At 36.4% G+C, this 17,801-nt stretch carries 12 protein-coding genes, 10 tRNA genes and 2 rRNA genes; all 24 read left to right on the top strand.

Features of this window, described 5'->3' with window-relative positions; all coding sequences use genetic code 11:
- Positions 1-126: ribosomal RNA gene (locus PY093_RS18710) — 23S ribosomal RNA — on the top strand; the annotation flags it as partial.
- 209 nt (positions 127-335) lie between these two features.
- Positions 336-451: ribosomal RNA gene (rrf, locus tag PY093_RS18705) — 5S ribosomal RNA — on the top strand.
- 14 nt (positions 452-465) lie between these two features.
- Positions 466-540 (top strand) — tRNA-Asn (locus PY093_RS18700).
- Position 541: 1 nt separating this feature from the next.
- Positions 542-614, top strand: a tRNA-Thr gene (locus PY093_RS18695).
- A gap of 15 nt (positions 615-629) precedes the next feature.
- Positions 630-704: transfer RNA gene (locus PY093_RS18690), tRNA-Glu, on the top strand.
- 43 nt (positions 705-747) lie between these two features.
- Positions 748-823 (top strand) — tRNA-Val (locus PY093_RS18685).
- 901 nt (positions 824-1,724) lie between these two features.
- Positions 1,725-1,800, top strand: a tRNA-Thr gene (locus tag PY093_RS18680).
- A 16-nt stretch (positions 1,801-1,816) separates the two neighbouring features.
- Positions 1,817-1,901, top strand: a tRNA-Tyr gene (locus PY093_RS18675).
- A 73-nt stretch (positions 1,902-1,974) separates the two neighbouring features.
- Positions 1,975-2,049, top strand: a tRNA-Gln gene (locus tag PY093_RS18670).
- 505 nt (positions 2,050-2,554) lie between these two features.
- Positions 2,555-2,627, top strand: a tRNA-Lys gene (locus tag PY093_RS18665).
- 12 nt (positions 2,628-2,639) lie between these two features.
- Positions 2,640-2,714 (top strand) — tRNA-Gly (locus PY093_RS18660).
- Between the two features lie 10 nt (positions 2,715-2,724).
- A tRNA-Ala gene (locus tag PY093_RS18655) sits at positions 2,725-2,800 on the top strand.
- A 305-nt stretch (positions 2,801-3,105) separates the two neighbouring features.
- Positions 3,106-4,008, top strand: coding sequence for an arginase (gene rocF / locus PY093_RS18650; protein WP_275647321.1), 903 nt, complete (start codon positions 3,106-3,108; stop codon positions 4,006-4,008).
- A 416-nt stretch (positions 4,009-4,424) separates the two neighbouring features.
- Complete coding sequence (gene sigW, locus PY093_RS18645; RefSeq protein ID WP_275647320.1) at positions 4,425-4,988, top strand: RNA polymerase sigma factor SigW; 564 nt, start codon at positions 4,425-4,427, stop codon at positions 4,986-4,988.
- Between the two features lie 17 nt (positions 4,989-5,005).
- A complete protein-coding gene (locus tag PY093_RS18640) occupies positions 5,006-5,635 on the top strand; it encodes an anti-sigma factor family protein (protein ID WP_275647319.1) in 630 nt (209 codons plus the stop codon).
- A 474-nt stretch (positions 5,636-6,109) separates the two neighbouring features.
- Positions 6,110-6,931 (top strand): diadenylate cyclase CdaA, encoded by an 822-nt coding sequence (cdaA, locus tag PY093_RS18635; protein ID WP_275647318.1) that lies wholly within the window; start codon positions 6,110-6,112, stop codon positions 6,929-6,931.
- Positions 6,924-8,162, top strand: coding sequence for a CdaR family protein (locus PY093_RS18630; protein ID WP_275647317.1), 1,239 nt, complete (start codon positions 6,924-6,926; stop codon positions 8,160-8,162). The genes cdaA and PY093_RS18630 overlap by 8 nt, the downstream gene beginning before the upstream one ends.
- Before the next feature lie 194 nt (positions 8,163-8,356).
- Positions 8,357-9,703, top strand: a complete 1,347-nt coding sequence (gene glmM, locus PY093_RS18625) for a phosphoglucosamine mutase (protein ID WP_275647316.1) — start codon at positions 8,357-8,359, stop codon at positions 9,701-9,703.
- A gap of 461 nt (positions 9,704-10,164) precedes the next feature.
- On the top strand, positions 10,165-11,967 hold the full coding sequence (gene glmS, locus PY093_RS18620; RefSeq protein WP_275647315.1) for a glutamine--fructose-6-phosphate transaminase (isomerizing): 1,803 nt from the start codon (positions 10,165-10,167) through the stop codon (positions 11,965-11,967).
- Positions 11,968-12,225: 258 nt separating this feature from the next.
- Positions 12,226-12,975, top strand: coding sequence for a hypothetical protein (locus PY093_RS18615; protein WP_275647314.1), 750 nt, complete (start codon positions 12,226-12,228; stop codon positions 12,973-12,975).
- Positions 12,972-15,056, top strand: a complete 2,085-nt coding sequence (locus tag PY093_RS18610; RefSeq protein ID WP_275647313.1) for a transposase family protein — start codon at positions 12,972-12,974, stop codon at positions 15,054-15,056. Before PY093_RS18615 ends, PY093_RS18610 begins: the two co-directional genes overlap by 4 nt.
- Positions 15,057-15,172: 116 nt before the next feature.
- Positions 15,173-15,991: a TniB family NTP-binding protein gene (locus PY093_RS18605; RefSeq protein WP_275647312.1), complete on the top strand. Its 819-nt coding sequence runs from the start codon at positions 15,173-15,175 to the stop codon at positions 15,989-15,991.
- A 389-nt stretch (positions 15,992-16,380) separates the two neighbouring features.
- Positions 16,381-17,034, top strand: a complete 654-nt coding sequence (locus PY093_RS18600) for an ArsR/SmtB family transcription factor (RefSeq protein ID WP_275647311.1) — start codon at positions 16,381-16,383, stop codon at positions 17,032-17,034.
- A 19-nt stretch (positions 17,035-17,053) separates the two neighbouring features.
- Positions 17,054-17,782: an MBL fold metallo-hydrolase gene (locus tag PY093_RS18595; protein WP_275647310.1), complete on the top strand. Its 729-nt coding sequence runs from the start codon at positions 17,054-17,056 to the stop codon at positions 17,780-17,782.
- The last annotated feature ends 19 nt before the right edge of the window (positions 17,783-17,801 follow it).

Here is a 17,801-nt window from a genome sequence, read left to right as displayed (position 1 = left end):
CAAGATGAGATTTCCCATAGCACAAGCTAGTAAGAACCCTGAAAGATGATCAGGTTGATAGGTCAGAGGTGGAAGCGCGGTGACGTGTGGAGCTGACTGATACTAATCGTTCGAGGACTTAACCAAACATGAAAGGCGAAAGCGACTGTACAGCCTCGACAAGCACTGGAGGCCCCGACGAAGAAGCGAGATCTTTGCTTCTGAAGGAGGTGAAGTGATCGAGAGGTTAGGAGCTGTAGCTGGACAATCTCTAAGCATTGAATGTTTGCACGTTATCTAGTTTTGAAGGAACAAATTTCTAGTTGAAATGGTTTCTTTCTATAGTAGAATAAAGGTCTGGTGACTATGGCAAAGAGGTCACACCCGTTCCCATGCCGAACACGGAAGTTAAGCTCTTTTGCGCCGATGGTAGTTGGGGGTTTCCCCCTGTGAGAGTAGGACGTTGCCAGACTTTTATAAAATTATTCCACAGTAGCTCAGTGGTAGAGCTATCGGCTGTTAACCGATCGGTCGCAGGTTCGAGTCCTGCCTGTGGAGCCATGCTTCCATAGCTCAGCTGGTAGAGCACTTCCATGGTAAGGAAGAGGTCATCGGTTCAAGCCCGGTTGGAAGCTTATTAATATTATTAAGGCCCATTGGTCAAGCGGTTAAGACACCGCCCTTTCACGGCGGTAACACGGGTTCGAATCCCGTATGGGTCACCACTAATATCATACAGTGATTTACGACTTGTACAACCTTTCATATGGAGGATTAGCTCAGCTGGGAGAGCACCTGCCTTACAAGCAGGGGGTCGGCGGTTCGATCCCGTCATCCTCCACCATTGATTCGCCGGTGTAGCTCAGTTGGTAGAGCACGACCGAATAAGCATCCTGAATAATCTTCAGCGTACTAATCGAGCCACTGCTTGAATAGACACCCTGAGATTAGGACGACAGGTACCAACGTTTAACGATGAATATTTACTCTTTCTTAATTGGCCGGTGTAGCTCAGTTGGTAGAGCACGACCGAATAAGCATCCTGAATAATCTTCAGCGTACTAATCGAGCCACTGCTTGAATAGACACCCTGAGATTAGGACGACAGGTACCAACGTTTAACGATGAATATTTACTCTTTCTTAATTGGCCGGTGTAGCTCAGTTGGTAGAGCACGACCGAATAAGCATCCTGAATAATCTTCAGCGTACTAATCGAGCCACTGCTTGAATAGACACCCTGAGATTAGGACGACAGGTACCAACGTTTAACGATGAATATTTACTCTTTCTTAATTCGCCGGTGTAGCTCAGTTGGTAGAGCACGACCGAATAAGCATCCTGAATAATCTTCAGCGTACTAATCGAGCCACTGCTTGAATAGACACCCCGAGATTAGGACGACAGGTACCAACGTTTAACAATGAATATTTACTCTTTCTTAATTCGCCGGTGTAGCTCAGTTGGTAGAGCACGACCGAATAAGCATCCTGAATAATCTTCAGCGTACTAATCGAGCCACTGCTTGAATAGACACCCCGAGATTAGGACGACAGGTACCAACGTTTAACAATGAATATTTACTCTTTCTTAATTCGCCGGTGTAGCTCAGTTGGTAGAGCACGACCGAATAAGCATCCTGAATAATCTTCAGCGTACTAATCGAGCCACTGCTTGAATAGACACCCCGAGATTAGGACGACAGGTATCAACGTTTAACAATGAATATTTACTCTTTCTTAATTCGCCGGTGTAGCTCAGTTGGTAGAGCAACTGACTTGTAATCAGTAGGTCGAGGGTTCGACTCCTTTCGCCGGCACCATTATTTCTTATAATGTGGAGGGGTAGCGAAGTGGCTAAACGCGGCGGACTGTAAATCCGCTCCCTCCGGGTTCGGCGGTTCGAATCCGTCCCCCTCCACCATTTTAGACAAACTGTTTTATTCTTTATTTTCAATTAGAGAATAACGGATTTTTTTAGTTCGAAAGAACAACTTTGGGCTATAGCCAAGCGGTAAGGCAACGGACTTTGACTCCGTCATGCGTTGGTTCGAATCCAGCTAGCCCAGCCAATTTTCATATAAATTTTTTGCACTAAGCATAAGAATACTTCAGAGTCCAAATCGAGCTGCTACTTGCATTATCTTCCTGAGATTTGGACGTCTTATAGATGCTCTGTCTAAGGATTTAAGAAAGACCAGAACACAAACGAAACTATAATATATTATTTAGAGCCATTAGCTCAGTTGGTAGAGCACGACGGAATAAGCTTCGAAGGAATACTTCAGAGTCCAAATCGAGCTGCTACTTGCATTAGCTTCCTGAGATTTGGACGTCTTATAGATGCTCTGTCTATGGATTTAAGAAAGACCAGAACACAAACGAAACTATAATATATTATTTAGAGCCATTAGCTCAGTTGGTAGAGCACGACGGAATAAGCTTCGAAGGAATACTTCAGAGTCCAAATCGAGCTGCTACTTGCATTAGCTTCCTGAGATTTGGACGTCTTATAGATGCTCTGTCTATGGATTTAAGAAAGACCAGAACACAAACGAAACTATAATATATTAATTAGAGCCATTAGCTCAGTTGGTAGAGCATCTGACTTTTAATCAGAGGGTCGAAGGTTCGAATCCTTCATGGCTCATCATTTGTTTATGCGGAAGTAGTTCAGTGGTAGAACACCACCTTGCCAAGGTGGGGGTCGCGGGTTCGAATCCCGTCTTCCGCTCCAGGAAGACTTTGGGGCCTTAGCTCAGCTGGGAGAGCGCCTGCCTTGCACGCAGGAGGTCAGCGGTTCGATCCCGCTAGGCTCCACCATACATATTTAAGTTTATCGGCTTTTAATCTAGCAAGTTTAAGGCCTTTTTTTGCTTTTAAAATAATTACGACTTCTTATATGCCACGACCAATTCGGTTGTGGTATTTTTTATAATATATAAAAATATAAACATATTTTTAATACCTAGCTCCGGGAGTTCTGCCTTTCTTATAAATCTTATAGAAAAGAAAGAAAAGTAGTGATAGAACAGTTGCCCGTATATATATTCAAAAAAATGTCGAGTTGAGTCATCATGCTAAAAGAGGATAAAATAGACAAAGAGGGAAAAAGGGAGGACTATTAAATGAAAAAACAGATATCTATAATTGGTGTACCAATGGATTTAGGTCAAATGCGTCGTGGTGTTGATATGGGACCTAGTGCAATAAGATATGCAGGAGTTACCGAGAGACTCGAAAACCTAGACTATGAGATTGAAGACCTTGGGGATATTCAAATTGGTAGACCAGAACCATTAAAAAGCAACGGAGAAGATAATCTGCGGAATCTGAAAGCGGTTGCAGATGGAAGCGAGAAACTAGCAGGAACAATAGATGAAGTAATCAATGCAGGGAGATTCCCTTTAGTGTTTGGTGGGGATCATAGTATTGCCATCGGTACATTAGCTGGAGTGTCTAAGCATTATAAAAATTTAGGTGTCATTTGGTATGATGCCCATGGAGACTTAAATACAGCTGATACTTCTCCATCTGGAAATATACATGGAATGCCTTTAGCAGCAAGCTTAGGTCTTGGGCATCCTGCTTTGACTGGAGTAGCTGGTTATAGTCCAAAGGTGAAACCCGAGAATATAGTAATCATAGGTGCACGCTCACTTGATGAAGGTGAAAAAAGCCTTATTAAAGAGTTAGGAATTAAAGTTTATACGATGCATGAAATAGATCGGCTCGGTATGACAGCGGTTATGGAACAAACGATTGACTATCTAAAGGAAAAAACAGATGGGGTGCATTTATCATTAGATTTGGATGGACTTGATCCGCATGATGCACCTGGAGTTGGTACTCCTGTAATAGGTGGGATTAGTTACCGAGAAAGTCATTTAGCGATGGAAATGTTAGCTGAGAGAAAATTAATCACTTCTGCTGAATTTGTTGAAGTTAACCCGATCTTAGATGAAAAAAATAAGACAGCATCAGTTGCTGTAGCGTTAATGGGTTCTTTATTCGGTGAGAAGTTGCTATAATGTTATGAGTAAAGTAAAACAGTAGCTCAAATTCGGGTTACTGTTTTATTTTACCTAATTATAATCTTTGATCATCATTAATTAACTTGTCCAATATACAGTTTGTTTTTATTACTTTTATTTGTAGAATTTGCTAGTTGAATCATTTCGACCTGATTATGCTCTATTTTAACACTTAAATCTATTTCATATCCCCGCATAAGGTTAGGCACTCATCTAATAGTCTATCTATTATTATGTAATAAGCATCAAATAAGCCAGCTATTAGTAGTGATTATAAATTATTTTACCGATTTTTTATTCTTTATAAACATTTTCACCTAATATTTGTTAAAATAATATAGATGTGAAAAATGAAACCTTTTTAAATCATGTTCGTAAAATACATATACCCGCAGTGAGCGGAGGTTATATATATGGAAACAATCGTCAAAAACAGAATTAAACAAATTAAAAATGGTGACCAAAATGCCTTCGCTGAAATAGTTGAGCTTTATAAGGATAAAGTTTTTCAGTTAAGCTACCGGATGTTAGGCAACCGTCATGAGGCTGAAGATATCGCACAAGAAGCTTTTCTTAGGGCATATGTTAATATTCATAGCTATGATACTAATCGAAAATTTTCGACATGGCTTTATCGAATCGCAACGAATTTGTCTATTGATCGAATTCGAAAAAAGAAACCAGATTTTTATTTAGATGCGGAAGTAGTAGGGACAGAAGGCTTAACTATGTATTCACATGTTGCCGCAGATGTTGCATTACCTGAAGATGAAGTAGAAAGTTTGGAACTTCAGACGATGATTCAAACAGAAATATTAAAGTTGCCGGATAAATACCGCTCGGTTATTGTTTTGAAATATATTGAAGAGATGTCCTTAAAGGAAATTAGTGAAATTTTAGATTTACCAGTAGGTACAGTGAAGACTAGAATTCATAGAGGTCGTGAAGCTTTACGAAATCAACTGCGACACGTGTAATAGGGGTGATATAAAATATGAATTGTCCTACTGAAATCGTTATTCTTATGCACAAGTATTTAGATGAAGACATCAAAAGTGCTGAAGAAATCATCCTCAGAGCCCATTTAGAAGAGTGTGAGGAATGTAATCAGCATTTTCATGAATTAAAGAAATCAATTGCTCTTGTACAGAGTACATCACATGTAGTTGCACCAAATGACTTTACAATGAAAGTCATGCAAAGCTTACCAAAAGAGAAAAAGACAGTTAGTTTCAATAGGTGGTTTAGAGTCCACCCATTTATTACGGCTGCATCGTTATTTTGCATATTAATGATTGGAAGTATTTTTTCTCTATGGAATGAAAATCAGGAGTTCTCTGTATCGAAACATTCTGAGTTAATCATTGAAAATAATACAGTTATTGTTCCTGAGGACAAAGTAATAGATGGTGATATTGTCATCCGAAATGGGACTATCGTTATTGAAGGTAAGGTACAAGGAAATGTAACAATTATAAATGGTGAGAAATATCGTGCATCTGCCGGTCAAGTTACAGGAGATATTAAAGAAGTAAATGAATTATTTGAGTGGTTATGGTTTAATATTAAAAAAATTGCTACAGAGGCTGTAAATGTTTTTGACGATAAGGAAATAAATAATTAAAAGGCCATCTTTTAGGAGTTGGTCTTTATTACGTTCATGATTGTTTTAAGAATAAGAAAGGTATAAAATTCTGTTCTTAGTTTGTTATCTAGCGCCCGCCTATCGGCTCTATGGTATAAGTCAATCCGTCCGGAAGGTTAAAGAACAACCTTCCAGCGGCTTGTCTTATGCTTGTCGCCGATAGGCGGGCGCGCCTTGCGCTTTTCTTGAAAGATAAGAAAGTATAAAAATTTGTACCTAGTTTTAGTGTCTAGCTCCAGGCGCCATCGGCTCTATGGTATAAGCCAATCCGTCCGGAAGGTTAAAGAACAACCTTCCAGCCGGCTCGTCTTATGCTAGTCGCCGATAGGCGGGCGCCTTGCGCTTTTCTTTATGGCCTCTGAATTTGTAAACAGTGGTTAAAACATTTATGATATAATTATCTAGTTGTATAATAGAGTTTGCCTGAATTTGAACGATGGAGGAAGTGTGGGAATGCCATTTGGAGAGCTCCTAATAGTAGATTACCTCGGCAATATTATCGATATTCTCCTTGTTTGGTTCGTTATATATAAATTAATAATGGTAATTAGGGGTACAAAAGCGGTACAACTACTTAAAGGAATTACTGTTATTATAATTGTTAGGATGTTAAGTAGTGTTTTAGGGCTTAACACTCTACAGTGGTTGATGGATCAAGCATTGACGTGGGGATTTTTAGCCATTATTATCATTTTTCAACCGGAATTACGACGTGCCCTTGAACAGCTTGGTAGAGGGAAAATATTTTCGAGAACGAATGTACCTGAAGTAGACGAGCAGACAGTAGTAATTGAGTCAATCGTTAAAGCGACAGATTATATGGCGAAACGGCGAATTGGTGCACTCATTTCGATTGAACGTGAAACAGGGATGGGAGATTATATTGAAACGGGAATTGGATTACATGCCAATATAACCTCGGAATTACTAATTAATATATTTATTCCAAATACACCTCTTCATGATGGAGCAGTGATTATTCAGAAAAACAAAGTGTCTGCTGCTGCATGTTACCTACCACTTTCAGAGAGTCCTTTTATCTCAAAAGAGCTAGGAACAAGACATAGAGCTGCACTTGGTATTAGTGAAGTAACTGACAGTATTACAGTTGTTGTCTCTGAAGAAACAGGAAGCATTTCTTTAACAAAAAATGGTGAACTTCATCGAGATCTAAAACAAGATGCTTTCCGGGACTTATTGGACCGCGAACTCCAAGCGAGCAATGGAACAACTTCCTCAACTCGTTGGCAATGGAGGGGGAAGAAAAATGGATAAATTAATGAATAATCGTTGGGTTATGAAAATAATTGCACTATTGCTGGCCTTAATGCTTTATATGTCTGTTAGCTTCGAAACACAACCAAAGCCAGCAGGGCCGTCTGGTTTACCGATTGCATCAAGGGATGTAGAAACATTGACAGATGTCCCGGTGACTACATATTATGATACTGAAAATCTCGTTGTATCTGGTATTCCTCAATACGTGGACATAACGTTAGAAGGACCAACAAGCGTAACAAAGACGGCTAGTTTACAGCGTGATATAGAAGTGTTAGCCGATCTTTCTGATTTAGGTATTGGCACACATAATGTAAGATTGCAATATAAAAATATATCTGACAAAATCGAAGTTACAATTGAACCCGCCGATATAAAAGTCACTTTACAAGAGAAGGTTTCACAGAGCTTTCCGGTTGAGGTTGATTTTATAAATAAGAATAAACTAAAAGATGGATATATCGCAGAAGAACCGATTGTTAAACCAAACAGCGTTAAGATTACTGGCGCCAAAGAAGAAGTAGAGAAAATAGTGATGGTAAAGGCAATTGTCGACCTAAATGATGTTAATGAGACAGTTGAGGAAGAGGCCAGAGTCACTGTTTATGATAAAGAGGGAAATGTCATAAATGTTGATATCGAACCTTCTGTAGTCGATATAACAGTTCCTATTTCAAGTCCAAGTAAAAAGATGCCTTTTAAAATTAAAAGAAATGGTACACTACAAGAAGGGTTAAGCGTAGTTAACATAGAACCAGTTCCAAATGAAATAACCGTTTTTGGTCCGAAAGAAGTCATTGATAAACTAGAGTTTATTGACGGAATTACAATCGATTTATCCGAGTTAACAGAGGATACAACCCTAGAGGTCCCTATTCCTATACCAGAAGGTGTCAAAAAGGTATCACCAGAAATTATAAAGATAAACATTGATATTGAGCAGGAAGAGAGAAAAACGTTTACAAATTTACCAATTCAAACATTTGGATTAGGTGAACGGTTAGAACTTGAGTTTTTTGATCCAGAGGACGGAACGCTTGATATTGAAGTTGTAGGTGCTCCAAGCTTATTAAACGACATCGATCCTTCTGATATAGAGTTATATATAAATTTAACTGACTTAGGCCAAGGAGAGCACGATGTCAGGATTGAAGTAAACGGTCCACAAAATATTTCGTGGGTATTGCCTCAAGTTGAAGCGAAAGTGAACATTACAGATATACCATAATAGATACGGCAATTCAGGCTGTTTTCGTAAACATTGTTGCTTTTGTAAGTATATTTATGGGATTGGATATGGTTGTGGCGTTATTTTACACTTTACTTGAAACTGTCATTTAAAATTCCGTTAAATAGTATATTTTGCATTCAATAACAACTAATTTTTAAGAGGATAGCCTAAATAAAAGGAGCGATAAAAGAATGGGTAAATATTTTGGTACTGATGGAGTACGTGGGGTAGCAAATAGTGAGCTTACTCCAGAATTAGCCTTTAAAGTAGGTCGTTTTGGTGGTTATGTACTTACAAAAGACAAAGAACGTCCGAAAGTTCTAATAGGTCGTGATACACGTATTTCAGGTCATATGCTTGAGGGAGCATTGGTAGCAGGATTACTTTCCATTGGTGCGGAAGTTATGAGACTTGGTGTCATTTCTACTCCAGGGGTTTCCTTTTTAACAAAGGCACTAGGTGCTCAAGCTGGAGTAATGATTTCCGCTTCACACAACCCTGTTCAAGATAACGGAATTAAGTTTTTCGGTCCTGATGGATTTAAGCTTTCTGATGATCAAGAAAAGGAAATAGAAGCTTTATTGGATGAAGCAGAAGATAACCTACCTCGACCGGTAGGAGGGGCATTAGGGCAAGTTAATGATTATTTTGAAGGTGGTCAAAAATATCTTCAATTCCTAAAGCAAACAGTTGATGAGGACTTTTCAGGAATACATGTTGCCCTAGATTGTGCACATGGTGCTACATCATCACTTGCTACGCATTTATTTGCTGATTTAGATGCGGATATCTCTACAATGGGCACATCACCAAATGGCCTTAACATTAATGATGGAGTTGGCTCAACCCATCCTGAAGCTCTATCTTCCTATGTTAAGGAAAAGAGTGCGGATATCGGCCTAGCCTTTGATGGTGATGGAGACCGCTTAATTGCGGTTGATGAAAATGGTGAAATCGTAGATGGTGATCAAATCATGTATATATGTGCTAAGTATATGAAAGAAAATGGCAGATTAAAGCACCAAACTGTTGTTTCAACAGTTATGAGTAATTTAGGCTTTTATAAAGCGCTTGAAGCACAAGAAATAAAAAGTGCACAAACAGCTGTTGGTGACCGCTATGTAGTCGAAGAAATGCGTAAGAGCGGTTTTAACCTCGGTGGTGAACAATCTGGCCATATTATCTTCCTTGACTATAATACAACTGGAGATGGACTGTTATCAGGCCTTCAGCTTGTAAATATTATGAAGGTAACTAAGAAGCCATTATCACAATTGGCAAATGAAATGAAGAAGTTTCCACAAATACTTGTAAATCTAAAGGTAACTGATAAAAATCATGTAACGGACAATGATAAAGTAAAGGAAATAATTACAACAATTGAAAGTGAAATGAATGGTAATGGCCGTATTTTAGTTAGACCTTCAGGAACAGAGCCTCTTGTTCGAGTAATGGCAGAAGCCCCTTCAAAAGAACAATGTGAGCAATATGTTAATCGAATTGTAGAAGTAGTTCAAGCTGAAATGGGATTAGAATAAAAGGTAATAGCACAACTTTACCCAAATTAGATGCATAAGTGGCACGCAATTGCCCGCTTATGCATATTTTTCTATATACGCTATGTTCAAACTGATTTAACATATATTGGGGTTTGGGATTTAAATCTTGACTGCTTTTTTGAAGGTAGTGTATGATTAAGCTTGTTTCATTTTATTTTGAGATAGAAAGTGAGGATAGGGATTATACAAGGATATAAGCGCCTGAACTAAATTCATGAGCGGATTTTAGGAATTTAGTTGACGAGGAGGAGGATTATCGATAATTCGGCGGATACCTCCCGGTTGATTAATCACAACCGTAAATTCTTTTAAAAAACAAAGAGGTGACTCTTTGCACAAACTAAAGGATACTGATTTCATAACTGAAAATACTAATGGATAAGGGGGCAAGAAAGTGTCCCTACTTTTTTGTTCTCCAATTTTAGGGAGGAAGAAATCATATGTGCGGAATTGTCGGATATATTGGTCAACAGGATTCAAAGGAAATTTTATTAAAAGGCTTAGAAAAGCTTGAATATCGAGGCTATGATTCAGCAGGAATTGCTGTTATAAATGATAATGGAGTTCGTGTGTTTAAAGAAAAGGGTCGTATTGCGGTATTACGTCAAATTGTTGATCAGACTGAACAAGCTCCTGTTGGTATTGGTCATACACGTTGGGCAACTCATGGTGTACCAAGCCAAGTTAATGCACATCCACATCAGAGTACTTCTGGTCGTTTTACTTTGGTTCATAATGGAGTAATCGAAAATTATTCGATTATCCACCGTGAATATTTACAAGATGTTGAATTAAAGAGTGAAACAGATACAGAAATAATTGTTCAAGTCATTGAAAAGTTTATATCAGAGGGCCTTGAAATTGAAGAGGCTTTCCGTAAAACATTAACGATATTAAAAGGTTCTTATGCGCTAGCTTTACTTGATAGCAAAGACAAAGAAACGATTTATATTGCAAAAAATAAAAGTCCTTTATTAATTGGACTTGGTGATAATTTCAATGTCGTAGCAAGTGATGCTATGGCAATGTTACAGGTTACCGATCAATATGTTGAGCTGATGGATAAAGAAATGGTTATCCTTAAACAACATTCTGTAACCATTAAAAATCTTGAAGGAACAGTTATTGAACGTAACCCTTATACTGCTGAACTAGATGCTAGTGACATTGAAAAAGGAACGTACCCTCATTATATGCTTAAAGAAATTGATGAGCAGCCAGCAGTAATTAGAAAGATTATCCAAAAGTATCAAAGCGATGATAACCAATTAGTGATAGACCAAGATATTCTTTATGCAATGAATGCCGCAGACCGTATTTATATAGTTGCAGCTGGAACAAGTTATCATGCAGGTCTTGTTGGAAAAGAGTATATTGAAAAAATGGCTAAAATACCAGTGGAAGTTCATGTTGCTAGTGAATTTTCATATAACATGCCATTATTATCTGAAAAACCATTATTCATTTTTATCTCACAAAGTGGTGAAACAGCGGATAGCCGCGGAGTACTTGTACAGATTAAAGAGCTAGGCTACAAAGCCTTAACCATTACTAATGTCCAGGGCTCTACATTATCTCGTGAAGCTGATTACACATTATTACTTCATGCAGGACCTGAGATTGCAGTTGCTTCTACAAAGGCCTATACAGCACAAATTGCTGTACTTTCAATTCTTGCTGCAGTAACAGCTGAGGCAAAGGGCCTTGGTTTAGACTTTGACCTAGTCCGAGAGCTTGGTATCGTAGCAAATGGCATGGAAGTATTACGCGATGCGAAAGAAGAAATGGAGCGAATTGCACTTGAGTATCTAGCAACAACCAGAAACTGTTTCTTTATCGGCCGTGCGATAGACTTCTATGTTGGTTTAGAGGGTGCTTTAAAGCTAAAAGAAATCTCTTACATCCAAGCGGAAGGATTTGCAGGTGGAGAATTAAAGCATGGTACGATTGCATTAATTGAAAATGGAACGCCAATCATTGCACTTGCAACACAAGAGCGTGTTAATCTAGGTATCCGTGGTAATGTGAAAGAAGTAGTTGCTCGTGGTGCCAATCCATGTATTATTTCAATGAAGGGTCTTGAAACAGAAGAAGACCGTTATGTATTACCATCCGTAAATGAAATGCTTACACCACTATTATCAGTAATTCCACTACAGTTAATTTCGTATTATGCTGCATTACATCGTGATTGTGATGTAGATAAGCCGCGTAACTTAGCTAAGAGTGTGACGGTTGAATAGGTGATGATGTAACAACACACGTGTGTGAATTATGTTATATTTTGTCACAGTTTATATCATAATTTGTCACAGAATTATATTATAAAATGTCATAAAACCAGTATTAACAAATCCTTGTTAATACTGGTTTTTTTATTAATTTCCGTTCCATCATGTTTTAATACTTATTTTAAATTGGACAAACAAATTTTAATAAAATATAGTAAACTTAATTATGTCTAATTTTGTCATTATTCGGGTAGGGTTGGAGGAAACTGAATGAATTGGTTAAATAATGATTGGGCTAGTGAAGATGCTAAATATGCACCAAAAAGAAAAGTAGATAATAAACAGAGTAGATATATTAAGCATATAAGTGGTTATTTTCATAGTCCTAAAATGAAAAGAAAAGTTGGCTATGAGTCCCTATGGGGAGAGTGTTTGTTTTATTATCTTCTTGAGTTAGACACCCAGACTGTAAGGTATTATGATCAACCGGTTGAAGTGCCTATAAAGGTATTTGATGAAAAGCTAAAAGAACTTGAGGAATGGATCCATGTTCCTGATGTTCTTGTCTTTAGAAATAATTCAATTCCTGTGCTTTACCAAATAAAAGGGATAGACAGCGACACACAATCATCATTGATAACTAAAACTTGTTTAAACTATGCTCAAAAAAATAATTGGGGATATTCGATTGTAATTCCGAGAGGAGAATTACCAAAGGTTATAGAATCTAATATTCTTTTTCTGTGGAATTTTTTAAAACCAAGGAAAAATGTAGCGTCATGGTTTGAAGAGATTGAGCAAAAAATGTTGTACATTAAAGAAATATCAATTATAGAGTTAGCAAAAAGTTTTTCAGCTAAAATCGACTACCGGCTTATCCTACCGGTGATTTGGCATATGGTTAGCGTAGGAAGGTTACATTGTGATTTAACCAAACCATTAGACCAATATAGTGAAGTAAAATTAGGAAATATTTCTGACCAACTTGTAGATTACTTAGTATTGGAGAACAAATTATGAAACTATGCCAACTGAAGATAAATGATGAATTTTTATATTATGGTGTTAGACATTCAGTATTTTCAATTAAACCTCCGGATGTCTTAATTCAAAGAATTGAAGGAGATAAAAAAGTATACGAAGTTAATTATTATTCATTAATATCAGATTCAAGTTTTATCCCGAGTGATTACATAAATAAAAGAATAAATAAAGAGGCCAATAAAAGTAATAAAAACAACCTTGCATACTTAGACACTCTCTCAGAGAAAAAAAGAGACATTGTCTCAAAAAGGTTTGAAATGATAAAACCGATATTAATGTTCGAAAATATCAAAGAAGGTGACTTACTTTCTAGTTTTGCATTTAAGGACATCTATAAAGATTTTTTAGAAAAAGATGAATCCATTCTAAACTTAAATAAAGAGAAATTGTATAAAAGAATCTCTGAAAGAAACAACATTTCAACCAGACAACTAAAAAGATATGTAGCATCTTACAAAGGAGAAGAAAATGAGTCCCCTAATCATGGACTTGATGGTTTAATAAGGAAACATGATATTAAAAATAGAGTGAGATCTGATGAAAAAGCAATTGAAATTTGTCATCCTAAAAATTCTGAACTCGTTTTAGATGTTATTTATACTAGACTAGATGAAGAATACTTGCCAATCCTTAAAGAGGCTATAGAGAAGCACTATCTTGATAAAAGAAAAATAACAATACAAAACTTAACTGATACTATTGAAATACTATGTTATGAAAAGAACCTAAAATCATTAGACTATATCACTGTTCATGGAATAATCCAAAAGAGATTAAATCCTAGAATAAAACAATTATTAAGAAACGGAAAAGATGCACTCCAGGATTATTTAGAAACATCAAGGGGTTTTTCAAACCAGTTTGCAAAGGCACCTCTTCATATAGTTGAAATCGATCATACAGAGCTTGATATAGATATTATTGATATAGAGAGTGGTGCAAATCTTGGGAGACCATGGATAACTATGGGGATAGATGTTTATACCCGAATGATATGGTGTATGCATATATCTTTTGAAGAGCCGTCTGCAAATAAAGTAAGAAAAGCTATCCAACACGGGATTTTCTTCAAAAGAATAAAGAGCAGATACAACACTATTAATGAATGGGAAATATCGGGAATTCCAAGAATATTTTATTTTGATAATGGACCTGAATTCGATAACAATCATGTTAGAAGAATGATTGACGAAACATTAGAATCACAAGTGATGTATCGACCTGTAGCTACTCCAAGATATGGTGGTGTGATAGAAAGATTTTTTGGTACTATTAATAAACAATTTATACATAAATTAGCTGGTAACAGAAAAAGCAACCCTAAAGAACTTGGTGATTATGATGCTGAAACAGAGGCTATATTTACTCTTGAGGATATTACTGAATTATTAACGACATATATAGTTGATGTTTATCATCATATAGTTCACAAGGGGCTTCCTGAAGAATTCCCAACTCCAACTGCAAGATATTATCAAGGAATAGAAGTCGTTGGATTTCCTGAGTTTATTCCAGCTGCGGATGAAGGTTATTACGAAATACAGCTTTTACCTACTGAAGAGCGAATGTATTCTCGTGATGGTGTTAGGATGGATAACGTTTATTATGCTTCAAAAGAAAACTCAACTCTTATAAGTAAGCAAAAAAACAAATATAAGATTAAGTATGACATTGATGATATCTCGCGTATTTACTTATTAGATCCCTCAACTCATTCTTATTTAGAACTACCAGCACAAAATCCACCTGCAGAAAGTATTACAGGAATGAGTAGGAGTACATATAAAGCTATTACTAAAGAATTAAGAGCAAAGGGTCTACTAAATATTCAAAAGATACCTGGATCGAGGGATATAATAAAAGGAAAGGCTCTTCTTGAGGAAAAAATTAAGGCTAAAATGAAAAATAATAAAAAAGTGCGACGAAAAGCATTAAAATCAGGTTTTAAGCTAATCCCAGCAGAGCCTGAAAAACTTCAACAACCGGCTGAAAATAAATCAGTTAGTCAGTTAGAAATTCTCAAAAATAAATTGAATTATGAAAAGAGACAAAAGTAGGGGTTGCTATGAATAAGTATTTATCCTTTCAAAAAAGAATTATAAATTTATATATAGAACATCCAGAAGTCAAAAGAATATGGAGTATGCTGGACAAAAGGAGAAAGTATCGGAAAATGGGCATAGATGAAGAAAACGATGAAACTCCTATGCATCTATTTATAAAAGGAAAGTCGAGGGTTGGGAAAACCCAAATGATGAAGAAATATAAAAAATCAAATGAAGGATATGTGCATACTGAGGAGGACGGGACAGAAGTTGATATCAGACCTGTTGCCTATATGGAACTTCCAAGTCCTTTTACCTTGGTTGGATTTTATAATCAAATCATCACAATGGGTTTAAATGCCCCAGCAATGAGAGGCACACCTAAAGTATACGAACTTGAGAAAAGAGCTTTTCAACTCCTAAAAAGGCAAAAAGTTGAGATGCTAATTATCGATGAAATGGATTACCTCTTAGCCTCTACATTTGTAAATAAAAAACAGGCAATGGAGCAAATAAAAAAAGTAGCAAATATGGCTGATGTTTGTCTAGTATGTGTAGGTACACCAGCTATAGAAGAGTTAAGAAAGATTAACGACCAACATATTGGAAGATATGCACCTACAGACATTCCTTGGTTCAAGTCCTGTGATGATGATTTTTTCACTTTATTAGCGGATATTGAGAATCAATTAGCCTCAGAGGTTTCAATTGGCCTTGCAGATAAGGAAAGTGCAATGCCCTATATGCTACATGAGTTAAGTGGTGGTTTGATTGGATGGTTAAAACCAATATTAAGAGAAACATTTGATTTATTAGGAGTATTTGAGCCTGACTTTAATGATTTTTCTGTATTAACAAAGATTGATGGAGATTTATTAATTAAAGCAAGAGAAAATGTAATAGGTCAATTAACAGAAAAAGAAATTAATGACTTCTTAGAAAAGTAATAAATCTATCGCAAGATCAAATCATTCTAATTCAATATACTAAAAATATTATACTGAATAGTAGGTTAAAATTGAACGAATCTCATTTGTATTTAGAATTTAATTTATGTATGAAATGGCAGTGTATTATCTAATTTATCCCCAAAAAAAGCTTTTTGAACTGAGTACAAAAGAAGCGATTAAATTTTAAATTTAAAAATCTCCCTTTAAATTAAAGTTAAGGGAGATTTTATTTGTATTTCATTTTATTTGCCCTCTTCGTTAAGAATAACAAGTATCAATTTTTAAAGTAAATAACCTTCAATTTAGCAAATCACTTTACAAAATAAATTTTATATCGTACAATTCAACTATTCAATTAATTAGTTGAATAGATTAGAGGTGATAATTTGGAACCTAGAGAATTTAAAGACCTTGTTTACAATCATTTTGCTCGAATTAGTAAAGCTCTTTCTAGTCCTAAGCGCTTTGAGTTATTAGATTATTTATCTCAAGGACCAAAAACAGTGGAGAGGTTATCCAAAGAAGCAAAGATGTCTGTAGCAAATACGTCAAAACACCTTCAGGCACTACTAGAGGCTAGATTAGTTAAATTTAGTAAGGATAAAAACTTTGTATTCTACTCTTTAGCAGATGATAACGTGATTGAACTCCTGCATTCGATTAAAAATTTAGCCGAAATGCAGTTTAGTGATATTACACACGTCAGGAAAGGTTATATAGGAAGAGATGAAAGGATTAAAATGGTTCATCTTAAAGATATGTTGAAAGAGATACAAAATGGTGAGGCTGTTCTAATTGATGTTAGACCAGAAGATGAATATAAAAATCAACATATTACGGGAGCTCTATCGATACCTGTTGAAGATCTAGAGGAGCATATTTCTTCTCTTCCAAAAGATAAAAAAATAATTGCTTATTGTCGTGGACCTTATTGTGCTTTTGCAACACAAGCAGTAGAAACATTAAACTCCCTTGGATACGAAGCTTATCGCATGGAAGAAGGGGTTCATGAGTGGAAACAATCTGATTATATTCATTAATTTTAAGGAGGAATTAAAAATGTTATTTCGTCAATATTTACACACTAATCCAGTAGCAGCATCATATTTTTTTGGGTGTGGAAGTCAATCACAAGGAGTGGTGGTAGACCCACTAGAAGATCAAATTGATTTTTATGTAGAAGAAGCTGAAAAGTTAGGCATGAATATTGTTTATGTAATTGATACACATCTTCATGCTGATCATGTATCAGGTGCAAGAAAATTAGCCGAGAAAACAGGTGCAAAATATGTCCTTTATTCTTCAGCAGAAACAAGCTATAACTTTACTCCAGTGGAAGACGGGGATGAATTATTAGCTGGAAATACACTATTAAAATTCTTGCATACTCCAGGTCATACACCAGAGCACATTTCTATCGTGGTTTCTGATAAACGTCGAGCTGATGAACCTTGGTTTGTCTTAACAGGTCATACGTTAATGGTCGGAGATGCAGGTAGAACTGAATTGGCTGTATCTATTGAAGAAGGGGCAAAAGATTTGTATCAAAGCTTACAAAAGATTACTCAATTAGAAGACCATGTTGAACTTTATCCTGGAGCGTTTTCAGGATCAGTTTGTGGACGTGGTTTAAGTGGGAAACCTTCTTCAACCATCGGATTTGAAAAACGTCACAATGAAGCAATGAGATTTGATAACGAGAAGGAATTTGTTGAATTTATGACAACGAACGTACCACCACAACCAGAAGGTTTTAAAGAGATGAGAAAAACAAATCAAGGAAAATAATAAAGTGGAGAACCTCTAT

The organism is Cytobacillus sp. S13-E01 (assembly GCF_029193815.1).
Taxonomy (GTDB): domain Bacteria; phylum Bacillota; class Bacilli; order Bacillales; family Bacillaceae_L; genus Bacillus_BV.
This window is presented reverse-complemented; position numbering and strand designations above follow the sequence as displayed.

What these genes read in the sequence shown, in the direction of transcription:
- PY093_RS18640 (WP_275647319.1), top strand. Translation starts at nt 5,006, where the DNA reads ATGAATTGTCCTACTGAAATCGTTATTCTTATGCACAAGTATTTAGAT.
- sigW (WP_275647320.1), top strand. Translation starts at nt 4,425, where the DNA reads ATGGAAACAATCGTCAAAAACAGAATTAAACAAATTAAAAATGGTGAC.
- PY093_RS18630 (WP_275647317.1), top strand. Translation starts at nt 6,924, where the DNA reads ATGGATAAATTAATGAATAATCGTTGGGTTATGAAAATAATTGCACTA.
- PY093_RS18615 (WP_275647314.1), top strand. Translation starts at nt 12,226, where the DNA reads ATGAATTGGTTAAATAATGATTGGGCTAGTGAAGATGCTAAATATGCA.
- glmS (WP_275647315.1), top strand. Translation starts at nt 10,165, where the DNA reads ATGTGCGGAATTGTCGGATATATTGGTCAACAGGATTCAAAGGAAATT.
- PY093_RS18610 (WP_275647313.1), top strand. Translation starts at nt 12,972, where the DNA reads ATGAAACTATGCCAACTGAAGATAAATGATGAATTTTTATATTATGGT.
- rocF (WP_275647321.1), top strand. Translation starts at nt 3,106, where the DNA reads ATGAAAAAACAGATATCTATAATTGGTGTACCAATGGATTTAGGTCAA.
- PY093_RS18595 (WP_275647310.1), top strand. Translation starts at nt 17,054, where the DNA reads ATGTTATTTCGTCAATATTTACACACTAATCCAGTAGCAGCATCATAT.
- PY093_RS18605 (WP_275647312.1), top strand. Translation starts at nt 15,173, where the DNA reads ATGGGCATAGATGAAGAAAACGATGAAACTCCTATGCATCTATTTATA.
- glmM (WP_275647316.1), top strand. Translation starts at nt 8,357, where the DNA reads ATGGGTAAATATTTTGGTACTGATGGAGTACGTGGGGTAGCAAATAGT.
- cdaA (WP_275647318.1), top strand. Translation starts at nt 6,110, where the DNA reads ATGCCATTTGGAGAGCTCCTAATAGTAGATTACCTCGGCAATATTATC.